This is a genomic window from Bradyrhizobium sp. WSM3983 (genome assembly GCF_000473045.1).
Lineage (GTDB): Bacteria > Pseudomonadota > Alphaproteobacteria > Rhizobiales > Xanthobacteraceae > Bradyrhizobium.
Map to the genome: position 1 here is coordinate 124,508 of NZ_AXAY01000009.1, position 12,254 is coordinate 136,761.

At 58.3% G+C, this 12,254-nt stretch carries 9 protein-coding genes; 6 read left to right on the forward strand and 3 right to left on the reverse strand.

The window, feature by feature from the left end; genetic code table 11:
- Positions 1-215: 215 nt before the first annotated feature.
- Positions 216-851: a helix-turn-helix domain-containing protein gene (locus YUA_RS0116620; protein WP_051383210.1), complete on the reverse strand. Its 636-nt coding sequence runs from the start codon at positions 849-851 to the stop codon at positions 216-218.
- 1,402 nt (positions 852-2,253) lie between these two features.
- Positions 2,254-3,006 (reverse strand): GntR family transcriptional regulator, encoded by a 753-nt coding sequence (locus YUA_RS0116630; RefSeq protein WP_027531728.1) that lies wholly within the window; start codon positions 3,004-3,006, stop codon positions 2,254-2,256.
- A gap of 167 nt (positions 3,007-3,173) precedes the next feature.
- On the opposite strand from YUA_RS0116630, the gene pcaB reads away from it, so the two are divergent.
- From pcaB to YUA_RS0116645, 3 genes are all read left to right on the forward strand, one after another.
- On the forward strand, positions 3,174-4,505 hold the full coding sequence (pcaB, locus tag YUA_RS0116635; RefSeq protein WP_198029449.1) for a 3-carboxy-cis,cis-muconate cycloisomerase: 1,332 nt from the start codon (positions 3,174-3,176) through the stop codon (positions 4,503-4,505).
- A gap of 67 nt (positions 4,506-4,572) precedes the next feature.
- Positions 4,573-5,892, forward strand: coding sequence for a cation:dicarboxylate symporter family transporter (locus YUA_RS0116640; RefSeq protein ID WP_027531730.1), 1,320 nt, complete (start codon positions 4,573-4,575; stop codon positions 5,890-5,892).
- Between the two features lie 9 nt (positions 5,893-5,901).
- Complete coding sequence (locus tag YUA_RS0116645) at positions 5,902-7,281, forward strand: lyase family protein (protein ID WP_027531731.1); 1,380 nt, start codon at positions 5,902-5,904, stop codon at positions 7,279-7,281.
- A gap of 277 nt (positions 7,282-7,558) precedes the next feature.
- Here the strand turns inward: YUA_RS0116645 and YUA_RS0116650 are convergent, their stop codons facing one another.
- A complete protein-coding gene (locus tag YUA_RS0116650) occupies positions 7,559-8,452 on the reverse strand; it encodes an AraC family transcriptional regulator (RefSeq protein ID WP_027531732.1) in 894 nt (297 codons plus the stop codon).
- A 660-nt stretch (positions 8,453-9,112) separates the two neighbouring features.
- Here YUA_RS0116650 and YUA_RS0116655 point away from each other — a divergent pair.
- From YUA_RS0116655 to YUA_RS0116665, 3 genes are all read left to right on the forward strand, one after another.
- Complete coding sequence (locus YUA_RS0116655) at positions 9,113-9,868, forward strand: SDR family NAD(P)-dependent oxidoreductase (RefSeq protein WP_027531733.1); 756 nt, start codon at positions 9,113-9,115, stop codon at positions 9,866-9,868.
- A 238-nt stretch (positions 9,869-10,106) separates the two neighbouring features.
- Positions 10,107-11,039 (forward strand): fumarylacetoacetate hydrolase family protein, encoded by a 933-nt coding sequence (locus YUA_RS0116660; RefSeq protein ID WP_027531734.1) that lies wholly within the window; start codon positions 10,107-10,109, stop codon positions 11,037-11,039.
- An 18-nt stretch (positions 11,040-11,057) separates the two neighbouring features.
- Positions 11,058-11,840 carry an N-acyl homoserine lactonase family protein gene (locus tag YUA_RS0116665; protein ID WP_027531735.1) on the forward strand — a complete coding sequence of 261 codons (783 nt, stop codon included), beginning with the start codon at positions 11,058-11,060 and terminating at the stop codon, positions 11,838-11,840.
- The last annotated feature ends 414 nt before the right edge of the window (positions 11,841-12,254 follow it).

The following is a 12,254-nucleotide window of genomic DNA, read 5'->3' on the forward strand; positions in this document are numbered from 1 at the left end:
GGAGCAATGATTAAACTTGCTGAGCTTCGAGGGCGCGGCAATTTCTCAGGCTGGTTCACAAGGCCAGGATGAACGGACGGAATGTTTGCGTTTCAAGCGGCCCGCAATATGCGCGCGGCGCTCCACGGAAACGGAGCAACGGAAGCCGGATCGCTCGCGGCCCGCGATTCCGGCAAAGTCTTGAGGCACGCAATTAAAGCGCTTTGAACACCGGGTCAGCTCGCTACGCGCTGATGAATCATAAAGATGTAATATCGACAGCGACTAGGGTGCGTATTCCTGAAGCGGTACTCGCCAGTTATCTCGAACGTTATGCTGTCCTCGGCATCAAGCGTGTACACGACGTTGCCGATCTCCAACGTCAATTGGCCTTCAATCACAACAACGCACTTGCTGGTTCGTATTCCGGCGTAGGGAAGCCCCTCAAACGTTTGTCCGTTTGGGAGGACATGCTCGACGACTTCCATGCCTGTATCGAGATGCGTCGGAGAAAGAAGATGCCGCTCGATGCCGGTCTGCTCATCCCGGTAAATGAGCCGGTTTCGCCGGGGAGTGGCAGATGCGACAACCGACGGCGACTGCTCCCCCATGAGTTCGGATATCGTAACTCCCAACCCCGCCGCCATTCTGGCAAGAACTGGCAGGGTCGGATTCTTATCCCCACGCTCCACGCTCGACCACATAGCACGGCTCACGCCTGACGACTCCGCAACTTGCTGCAGCGTCAAGCCGGCGCGCCGGCGAAGTTTTCGGACGATGGGGCCAAGTCCTTTATTGACGGGGCGCGTTTCGATGGCCGCGCTGTCGACTTCCGCGCGAGGTTTAAGTGTTTTCGAGCCCTTCTGCGTCACGTCTTGCTGCCTCTTCTTTCAGCTCAATCCGACTGATCGGGTGCACCCTCCGGTCAAGGGCTGGATAGTCCAAACCTCAGTGGTAGCGATCGCGCCCGCGAAGTTCGCATCGTCGAACCGCTCAGTGCGTCGCGAGTGTTCCCGAGATCGATTCTGTCCCCGGGTTTTGTTCGGTCTTTCCGGATCTCGCTGAGCATTCGTGCCAATTTTCTCAAAAGCGGAGCCGCATTGCAACACGTTGGGTCGGCGCCATGGGTTTTGGTGCCGGCGCTGGCCGAAATAGCGAGAGACTTGCTCTGCCGGTTGAGCAACTTAGGCGTCCCCCGCTACCAATGTACTATTTTTCCTCTATAGAGGAAAGAAGCAATCTTTGTCCGACCTTAGGGATGAGGCAACGCCCGCTACGAGCAGCGAATTGCAGCGGACATTTTTCGTACGGCGACGGATTACCTGTCTCTCTCACAAGAGCGGGGGTGTGGACTTACCGCACTTTGGCGCTCGCAGCACCGGACTCAGATGTCCCCGTTTCGGCTGCGAACGACGAAAAGCGAAACTGAGGAGACACGAATGACTGCAATCAAAGGACATGACTCTAGCGGCAGCTGCTGTGCTTACGGCGAGTAAGGGCGCGAGCTGCTGAGAGACCGATCTTGTATCCGCGGCGAAGGTCCTGATCGAACAGGCGAAGTTGGGGCTCGTCGCGGCCAAAGATCCCAAGAGGCCCGAACTGAAGTTGATCAGCGCCCTTTGCGCCCGTTATCAGTTGAGGGTCTCCAAAGAGAGCAGAAAGTGATTGTCCACGGCTGCCGACGAGCGGGTCCTTAGAGCTTGCTCCTCAGCAAAGCGCAATTGCTTGACGAATGCACGTTCCGTAGGTTGCCGCTTCCATTCGAATGCTTCGCGTTCACAGGAAGCCCTTTCTTACGAATGAACTATCTCCTTCGCTGCGGCTTGGGATGAGACGCCAAGCGCTCCCGATCCTGTCGCGTCGGCCTCGTCGTAGGTATATTGATCGGCCGGGTGTACGGTCACCGGTGCTTCGGCCATATCGCCCGGACTGAGGTGGCCCTGCATCCAGTCCGCCACCAACGAGTCCGGCCTGTCAATAAAGGAGATCGGGAATACAATCGGCCGGATTTCGGGAGTCGCTGCCGCGATCGCGTCGGCTATCGAGCAACAGGGAGCAGCGACCCAAGAAATATCTCGAAACGTTCAAACAGGCTGCCACCCGGTCCCGTCAAAGGTCGAAAAGCATCAGAGATGGCGCGACGGCGCGGAAGAGACCGGGCTGGCTTCCCAGGGGCTTTAGCCGCAAAGGCGTTGTCAAACGAAAGCGATCTGTTGAAGGGCGAACTTGGTCGGTTCCTGAGTACAGTCAGGGCAGTAGACAACGACATCGCGCTCATTTCGGCTGACAGGCCCCTTGCCTGGTGAGTCGTATGGAGTAGCGATAGCGATCCGCCGGGTGGACGCTGAGCGATACCTCTACCAGGGAGCTAGGACTCTGGTAGTACTGCCGTCGAATCTCCAAGGCATAAGATCCAGTCTCCGCCCTCATGGCGGAAGCGATGCGACCCGGTACTCCGCTTGCGCAGATATCCTGACGGATTTCTGTGATCTGCCTGCCGGAGATTTGCTCGACCAAGGTGCTAAAGATGCCTGCGTGGTCTTTCATCCGGGCCCGAACGTCCGAAGCGAAGGCCGCGTCGATGTAGATGTCGGTCCAGCAGATCGGCAATTTGGTCTCGTCTCCTGGGATCAGCCGCACGCTTGAGATGCGCAACCAGCGGCGGCCAGCGCGGCACCCGAGCCGAACGGCGAGCTCGTCGTCCGCCACTTCGTCTGCGACGTCCTGAATGTCGCGCACCGTCTCCCTTCCGAACTGTTGGACGGCCTCGATAGAGCCGAGAGCCTGGACGAAACCGCTTCCACCGTGGGGGGGAGAGGACGCCTCTACCTTGGTCCCGGCGCTCTTTTTCCGGCTGACCAAGCCCGATGTCTGCAGCTCCCGCATTGCCGCGCGGATGGTCGATCGGCTTACGGAAAACCGCTCGGCAAGTTCGAGTTCGTTCGGAAGCAATGATCCTACCGGATACCGCCCAGTTGCGATCGCCTCGGTTAATTCCTTGGCAACATTAGCATATCTCGTTCCCAAGGCTTTTCCTTTCAACCCGTTGGCTTTGAAATCTCAGGCTGTGCCTGACCGAAATCAAGATAGCCGTTGACCTTGGACTATGTTCGAACATATTATTATGTACGAACATAAGCTCAAGGGAGGTGATCGTGGGAAGCACTGTGTTTGATTCTGCGCTTTTCCGCGACATGTTCGGTACGGCCGAAATGCGGAGAGTGTTCAGCGATGAGGGCCTGATCGAGCGCTATTTAGAGGCGGAAGCTGCGCTCGCTCGCGCTCAAGCTCGGGCCGGAGTTGTGCCGGCCGAGGCCGCGGCTGCTATTCACGAGGCAAGTAAGACCGTCGAAATAGATTTCGAGCGACTCCGGCACGAGACCGAAATCGTCGGCTATCCGATCCTGCCGCTTGTCCATCAACTTGCCGAGGCGGCCGGGGAGGCCGGCCGCTACGTACATTGGGGCGCGACCACGCAAGACATCATGGATACGGCCAACGTGCTGCAGATCCGCGCTGCCCTCGGAATTGTGGTTCGCGATCTGAAGGAACTGCACAAAACACTCGCTCACCTCGCGGACAAGCACCGCGCGACGCCGATGGCGGGTCGGACACATCTTCAGCAGGCGTTGCCTGTAACCTTCGGTTACAAGGTTGCGGTCTGGTTCTCCTCTATCGATCGGCATATTGAGCGGCTGGACCAGGCCTTGCCTCGCATCCTGGTTGGTGAATTCGGAGGTGCCGCCGGAACGCTCGCTTCGATCGGTGAAGGCGGGCTGGAGATCCAACGGCTCTATTGCGAAGAACTTGGCCTCGCTCAGCCGACGATCACCTGGCATGTAGCGCGCGACGGCATTGCGGAAGCGGTAACGTTACTCGGTCTGATCACGGGCACGCTCGGCAAGATTGCCACTGACGTGATGCTGATGTGCGCGACCGAGTTCGGCGAGCTCTCCGAGCCCTTCGTGTCGGGCCGCGGCGCCTCATCTACCATGCCGCAGAAGCGTAACCCGATCTCAAGCGAAATCATGCTTGCGGCGGCCAAGGCTGTACGGCAGCACGTCGCGACCATGCTCGATGCCATGATTCATGATTTCGAGCGTGCGACCGGACCGTGGCACCTCGAATGGATATCGTTGCCGGAATCCTTTCTCCTCACTGCGGCATCGCTTGCAAGCGCCAAGTTCCTGACGGCTGGCCTTGTGGTTCATGAGCGGCGCATGCGGGAGAACCTCGCGATCACGCATGGTCTGATCGTCGCTGAGGCCGTCATGATGGCGGCGGCGCCGAAGCTCGGACGGCAGCGGTCCCACGACATGGTGTACGAGGCCTGCGGTCAGGCGATCGAGAGTGGCGACGAACTGGCCGACGTCCTAGCCGAAAAGCCGGAGATCGTCGCCGCCCTAGGTGGAGTCGACGTGATTCGCCGGCATTGCGACCCCACCCGGTATCTTGGGCTGGCCGGCCAAATGATCGATCGAGCGTTGGCCTCAGCCAAAGAGACGGGCGCAATGAGTACCGACTGAACGCGCGAGCAAATATTCCATGAGGCATCGAGAAGCCCGAACGAAACCACACGCAATGGAGGAGATCATGTCCACGACGGCAACGACGGATGGCGAGAGAACGCGTTCCGACAGCGACAGAGAACACTCGCTCTGGACCAATCTCGGCTTCCAGGTTGCCGTGAGCATGGTGCTTGGCATCGCCGTTGGGCTTATCTGGCCTGAGTTCGCCTCGTCTCTCAAGATTCTTGGCGACATTTTTCTGCGGCTGATCAAGACCGCGGTCGCTCCGCTCGTGTTTCTCACGGTGGCTGTCGGGGTCATGGCCGCCGGGGATATAAGGCGGGTCGGCAAGGTGGGTCTGATTGCGATCATTTATTTCGAGATCGTATCGACCTTGGCGCTCGCGCTTGGTGTCTTGTTCGGCCATCTATCCGGCGTCGGCCTCAACCTCGGTCACATAACTGCGTCGGTGGACGCGACGAAAGGTGCCGCGGCGGCTGCGAAGGCCGCAGAAGCCTCGCACACGACCTTCACGGAATTCTTGCTCAACATCTTCCCTGACAATTTTTTCGGAGCATTCGCGCGGGGAGAGTTGCTACAGGTGCTCGTTATCGCGCTCATCTTTGGCTTTGGCCTTATGGCGATCACCCCGTCAAAGCGCGTACCGATCGAGAACGGCCTTAACAGCATTTCGACCACATTCTTCGAGTTCATCCACGTGATCATGCGGCTCGCCCCGATCGGTACCTTCGGCGCGATCGCCTATGCCGTCGGCTCGAACGGAACGGCCGTTCTACTGTCGCTCATCTACTTCGTGATGGCCTTCTACGTTCTCGTCGGCATGTTCATAGTCGTTGTGCTCGGGTCGATATGCGCTCTATTCCGTTTCAATCTATTCGACCTGCTGCGCTACGTACGAGACGAGATCATGATCATGCTCGGGACTGCGTCTTCGGAGAGCGTCCTGCCACGGTTGCTCGAGAAGCTTCCGGCCTACGGCGCCTCGAGGCAGACCGTAGGCTTGGTGTTGCCGACGGGATATGCGTTCAACCTGGACGGTACCTCGCTCTTCATGTCCATAAGCTTCATTTTCCTTGCGAATGCCTATGGCGTTTCGCTGACTTGGCAGCAGGAACTCGGCAGTCTCGCCGTCATGCTGCTGACCTCGAAAGGCGCGGCAACTGTGTCGGGTGGCTCCTTCGTGGTTTTCGCCGCCACGGTCACGACGACCGGTATTCTGCCGATCGAAGGCCTTGCTTTGATATTCGGCGTCTATCGTTTTCTCTCCATCGCGCTCTCCACTTGCAATGTGATAGGCAATGCGGTCGCCACCGTGGTGGTCGCCAAACTCGCGGGAGAATTCGAGAACGAGGCGCTCAGCCGGCAACCCGGCGCTCGTGTTTGAGAGGTGGATATGTCGCCCAAAATTAGGATCGAAAACGACGCGTTCGGTTCGGTCGAAATCCCGGATGGGGCGTACTGGGGAGCACAAACCCAACGTGCCCTTGCGGTATTCGAGATCGGCGAAGAGCGGTTTCCCGCTGAGGTGATCCACGCGTTCGGTATTCAGAAGGCCGCGGCCGCCCGAGCCAACAAGCGTCTTTGCGCACTGGACCCTAACTTGGCTCAAGCCATAGAGAATGCGGCTACGGAACTGCGGGAAGGAAGATTCGACGGTCATTTCCCTCTTACGATTTGGCAGACAGGATCCGGCACGCAAACCAACATGAATGCCAACGAAGTCATAGCCAACCGCGCAAACGAGATGCTTGGAAAGCCGTTGGGCGCTCGCGCACCGATCCATCCCAACGACCATGTGAATCGGTCCCAATCGTCCAATGACAGCTTTCCGACCGTGATGCACGTGTCTACCGCTCTGGCTTTGCGCGAGCGGCTGCTGCCGGCTCTCTCGATCCTTCAAGCGGAGCTGGCCGCGAAGGCGGAAGTCTACTCCGACGTCGTCAAGATCGGCCGTACCCATTTGATGGACGCGGTGCCGATGACAATGGGACAGGCGTTTGGCGCATTCGCTCGCCAGATCGAGAATGGCATCCAACGTATCGAAGCGACCAAGTCGCGTCTGCGGATGCTGCCTCAGGGCGGTACTGCGGTAGGCAGCGGTCTCAACGCTCCCGCAGGTTTCGACGGCGCGTTTTGCGAGGAAGTTACCAAGCTTACGGGGATCGAGTTTGTACCGAATCCGAGCAAATTCGAAGGCATGGCAGCACATGACGCGCTGGTAGAAGTGAGCGGGGCCCTCAACGTGCTTGCGGTCTCGATGATCAAGATCGCCAATGACATCAGGTTTCTCGGATCCGGACCGAGCTGTGGCTTAGGTGAGCTCGTGATCCCTGACGACGGCCTCACCTCGTCGATCATGCCGGGCAAGCGTAATCCAACAATAGCTGAGGTCGTTGTTCAAGCGGCATTTCAAGCCGTCGGTAACCACGCAACCATTTCGGCGGCAGCGGCCTCGGGCAATTTCGAGCTCAACGTGGCCAAACCCGTTCTGATCTACAATGTGCTTCAATCCGTCCGGATACTGGCGGACAGCGCGCGCGTCTTCGCTATCCGGACAATACGCGATATCGACGTGAATCGCGAACGCCTAAGATTGAATATGGCGAACGCCCTGTTGCATGTGACCGCTCTCAATCCGATACTCGGCTATGACAAGGTGGCCGAGATCACGGCGAAGGCGCTCAGAGAGGGGATTGGGCCACGGGAAGCTTGTGTTGCGCTGGGCCTTCTCACTGCCGAGCAATACGACTTGCACATGGGTTCAAAGCTATGAGGTTATCGTCCGAGCGGACTCAATTTGTCCGCCTTCTCGAGGTTAGACCCTTCGCGTTTCCCTAAGTGCGTAAATGACGAGATACCATGGCGTGCTCGGCAACGGCTTTCACCATCGCAAGCCTTCGGGTCAGCAATGCTGTCTTCCGCTTCGACAAACTTGAGCTGGCGCCGCGGAGCAGACTCCTCAAAGAGCACGACGCTCCAGCAAGACAGAACCTGAAGTCGGAGCGCGGTTGACGCACGGCGACGCTCGCCAGCGTGCTCGAGCAGCTGAGCTATGCCGCAGCCAGAATCCTGTCCTTTGCCGCCTTCATGTCGCGAGCGGGCGGCGAGCCGAACATGCGTCCGTATTCCCTGGTGAACTGAGAGACGCTTTCGTACCCCACTGCATAGGCGGCGCCACTTACTGTCGCGCCTTCCGAGAGCATCATGCGTCTTGCTTCGATCAGGCGCAGCTGCTTCTGAAATTGGAGAGGCGTCAGCGATGTGATCGATCGGAAGTGCTCGTGGAAGGCAGATGGGCTCATGCCGGCGACGTCCGCGAGACGCTCGACCTTCAAAGGCTCCGCAAATTCGGACCTGATGAGCGCGACGGCACGCGAAATACGTTGCGCATGGCTTTCCGCGACGCCGAGCCTACGGATTGCCGAACCATGCTGGCCGGCCAATAGCCAATAGTGCATTTCCCGCACCAATTGGGCCTGCAATACTGGCAGTGCAGAGGGACGATCAAGCAGGCGGACGAGCCGCAACGCCGCGTCGGCGACCTCCGACTCCGTAGGCTCGACGGAAACGGGAGTGCTCCGGGCTGCCGGCGAGGCTCGCATTTCCGCGGCGAGGTGTTCGATGACCGCAGGGTCTAATTCCAGCACAAGCGAGAGATAAGGCTGATTTACGTTGGCACGTGTGATCTGGCTGACGGTTGGCACATCGGCAGTGATCAGCAGCGACTCGCCCGCTCCAAAATCGAACGTCCGATTCCCCATCGTTACTCGCTTGCTCCCCTGCAGCACTAACGCAACCAATGGGCGAGAAATTGCATACTGCAACGCGCTCGGCATCGTCGCCCTGATCGCCGTCAATCCTGGGACAGCTGTGGGAGCGATGCCATTCCGGTCGGAATGTGCTTCGGCGTAAGGGCGGACCGCTTTAATCAGATCATTGGTCATGTCGTCAGCTTAGTCTGGCAAACCCCTACCACACAAGTCGTTTGGAGGATCAGGCAGAAAAGGTAGAGAATCTCGCTAAGCTCCCGGCGTTGCATTCACCACGTTGAGACGGTCACTGCGCCCAAGTTGCGGCGCGAACTGGGAACTCGACTTGGACGGAGGCACGAATGGCTTTTATCAGACAGCGGAGGCTCACGTACAGGGACCTGACGCAGACGCCATCTCTTACCCATCATCGAACCACCGGGCTAGATGATGCCGATTAGCTCTCTCTTGATTCAAGCCTGTTACATGCTGCCAATCCTGCAAGTAGTCGCATGCAGGGTTCGGCTGACCTGCGCCGCGAAGATTAGGGCCGTGGTGGTGCGGACGGGTTTTGCCTCCGGTTGGGGCAGTTCGGCGCTCCAATGACGGTGTTGGCGCATTTCTTCCGCGGCGATGGCACCTAGCTCCCGCCGCGCGCCCGTTTTGATACATAGTTCTTCATCGCATTCTTCACCGCGCCCGGTGCTTGGGTTCCGGGCAGGTGAAGAGCCGCGTTTCGGTCTCAGATCGCAAGTGGAGAAATAGGCAAATATTGCGGAGGAATCGGCAACATAGGCGAGCAGCTTGGGTCCATATTGCGTCTATCTCAATGGTCATGGACAGGAGTTGGAAGCGATGACCACAATCAGCCTCATTACAGGAGCCAGCCGCGGCCTTGGCCGCAACACCGCGATTAGCATCGCCCGCCATGGCGGCGACGTTATCCTCACATGCCGCAGCGGGGCGGATGACCTTCGAGCGGCCGTCGCGGAAATCGAAGCCCTGGGACGCAAAGCCGTCCCGCTCAGACTCGATGTAAGCAACCTCGGCACATTTCCCACTTTCGTGGACAGATTGCGTTCCGAACTGAAAAAGGTTTGGGGGCGCGATACCTTTGACCACCTTGTCAACAATGCCGGACATGGCGAGATGGCAGCCTTCGCCGAGACGACCGAGGCACAATTCGATTCCCTGTTCAACGTTCACGTCAAGGGCGTGTTCTTTCTGACGCAAGCGCTGCTGCCGGTCCTCGCTGATGGCGGCCGGATCGTGAACTTCTCGTCGGGTCTCACGCGCGTATCGTTCCCCGGTTTTTCCGCCTACTCGGCGGCCAAGGGCGCAGTCGAAGCCCTGACCACTTACATGGCCAAGGAACTAGGCAGCCGTGGGATAACGGTGAATACCGTTGCGCCGGGTGCGATCGAAACCGACTTCCTCGGAGGAGCCGTTCGCGACATGCCCGACCTCAACAAGCAATTCGCCGATATGACTGCACTTGGCCGCGTCGGCGTACCGGACGACATCGGGTCGATGGTCGCGAGTCTCTTGGGGCCTGATAACCGCTGGATTACGGCACAGCGGATTGAGGTCTCTGGCGGTCAGACCATTTAAGCGCACTGCTTGACGCCACAATGGCAACGCGGGTGAAACGTCATCCGCGTTGCGTCTCGGGTCAAGCGCCTGAAAGAGGCACGCACATGTCGCCTTCTGCAATTGGTCGCGGCTCAAACAAGACCAACGGAAAACTGGTCTACCACGGATCTGTCGCAAGCAGGTTTGATCAATCAGAGTTCTCGTAATTGTGTGTCTACACAACGGGATAATTTTGTATCGATGCAACGGGTGAAGAATGGGCTTCGAGACTGACAGGGAAATCGAAGTATCTGCGTTGGACGCGCGGCTTGCCAACATCCGGCTCGGCGGGGCGCTGACGCTCGCCGCGGAGTCCGAGGATGGGGTAATCGATGTTACGGCGACCGCGGCTAAGCTCGGCTTGCCCGCTCCCCGCGACATCGATGATCTTTTGCAGAACAAGCGAGCGGCTGAAGTGCGCGCGGTGCTTGCTGCCGTCAAGCGCTCCAAGGCAAATGGGATCGTAGTTCCAAACGCCGAAGTGTCGTTTGCGCCCGTGGTGACGCGGCCCGAAAAGATCATCTGCGTCGGCTTCAACTACCGCGAACATGCGGCGGAAACGAATACGCCGATTCCCGAGGCTCCCCCGCTGTTCAACAAGTTCAACAATGCCCTCAATCATCATGAGGGCAGGGTGCAGCTACCGACGCGGGTTGCACGGCAATTCGACTATGAGACTGAATTGGTCGTCGTGTTCGGACGCGACTGTCGCGATGTAGCCGAGGTCGAGGCTCTGGATGTCGTAGCGGGCTATGCGACGGGTAATGACATTAGCGCGCGCGAATTGCAAACGGCGACATCTCAATTTCTTGCGGGCAAGACCTCGGACGGTTTCGCCCCACTGGGGCCCTGGTTGGTGACCCGTAATAGGGTGCCCGATCCCAACGCCCTGCGTCTACAGACGTGGGTAAATGGCAAGGTTCGCCAGGACTGGAACACGCGGGACATGATCTTCAATTGCCGGCAGCTGATTAGCTACGCCTCGAACATCATGACCATCAAGGCTGGAGATATTCTCTTCACCGGTACGCCGCAAGGCGTAATCCTGGGAGAGAAAGGGCCACGCGAGCAGCGCCAGTGGCTTAAGTCGGGTGACGAGGTGGTCTCCTCGATCGAAGGCCTTGGCGAGTTGCGCGTGCGCCTTGTCTGAGCAACCACGGGCGAGACGATGAAAAACACAACCACAATCGAAAAGATCTTCATCCTCGACGGTGGAATAGCTCGGGTTGACGATGGTTCGATCTATTCGCCAGGCATCAATGTCGGCATACCTATGACGCTGAGCTGCAACGCCTATCTTATTCGGCATCGAGAGAAGTGGCTATTGTGGGATACCGGCACCGAAGATGATCTTGTCTCGGAGCCGCAAGGGCGCATCGTAGCGCATGGCATCCGTGGGATCGTACGAAGGACCGTGGCTTCGCAGCTCGATGAGATCGGGGTAAGGCCAGATGAGATCGCAATGATAGCCATCTCCCACGCTCACTTCGATCATGTCGGCAATTGCCGACTGTTCCGAAATGCCAAATGGATTGCACAAAAGGCCGAGTACGAAGCCATGTTCGGACCGGATCCGGCGCAATTTGGCTATTTGCCTGAACTCTACGCGACGATGCGCCAAAATGATGTCGAGCTCGTCGACGGCGATCACGATATTTTTGGCGATGGTGCTGTGCGCATAATATTTACGCCTGGGCATACCCTTGGCCACTGTTCGCTGCTGGTGCGACTGCCGAAAGCCGGCCCGGTTCTGCTCAGCGGAGATGTGGCTCACAATCGCGAAAACTTCGATTGCCGACGGGTGCCATCCTTCAACGCGGATAAACAGGCCACCGAGGCCTCGATGGACAAGGTCGACGCAATTCTTCACACGGAGATGGCAACGATGTGGGTAAACCACGATACAGCGCAAAGCGAAGGTTTGCCGCATGCGCCGAAGTGGATTGCATAGACGCATTCGTTGGGAGCTGCCGGAGATCTCGATTTGAGCCGTCGCCTTCCTCGGCAATATAGTCCAATCGAACATTTGCAAGCGCGCCGACGTGATCCCGATCCTGGTCGAGGTAGTACGTCAAAGTTGCTAGTCTTTCGATCGACGCAATTGCAGACCGTCTTCTCCAGCTGATCGGCCGAAGAGCGCCGATACTCTCGGCTGAATTGCGATGGGCTTTCATATCTGACAGCAAAGCCCACCACAGCTACATCGGGCGCGCCGGATCGAAGGCGGGTCCGTGCGGCCTGTAACCGAATCTGCTTCTGTTACTGAATCGGCGTCATCGAGGTAATTCTACGGAAGTACCGATGGAACGATGTGAAAAACCGCAGCCGGAGTGACCTCGACAGGAATCGGTTCTGCACCGGACTG

Excerpts from the sequence above, each read along its gene's own strand:
- pcaB (WP_198029449.1), top strand. The coding sequence starts at position 3,174 with ATGTTCGGTACGGCCGAAATGCGGAGAGTGTTCAGCGATGAGGGCCTG.
- YUA_RS0116640 (WP_027531730.1), top strand. The coding sequence starts at position 4,573 with ATGTCCACGACGGCAACGACGGATGGCGAGAGAACGCGTTCCGACAGC.
- YUA_RS0116645 (WP_027531731.1), top strand. The coding sequence starts at position 5,902 with ATGTCGCCCAAAATTAGGATCGAAAACGACGCGTTCGGTTCGGTCGAA.
- YUA_RS0116650 (WP_027531732.1), bottom strand. The coding sequence starts at position 8,452 with ATGACCAATGATCTGATTAAAGCGGTCCGCCCTTACGCCGAAGCACAT.
- YUA_RS0116655 (WP_027531733.1), top strand. The coding sequence starts at position 9,113 with ATGACCACAATCAGCCTCATTACAGGAGCCAGCCGCGGCCTTGGCCGC.
- YUA_RS0116660 (WP_027531734.1), top strand. The coding sequence starts at position 10,107 with ATGGGCTTCGAGACTGACAGGGAAATCGAAGTATCTGCGTTGGACGCG.
- YUA_RS0116665 (WP_027531735.1), top strand. The coding sequence starts at position 11,058 with ATGAAAAACACAACCACAATCGAAAAGATCTTCATCCTCGACGGTGGA.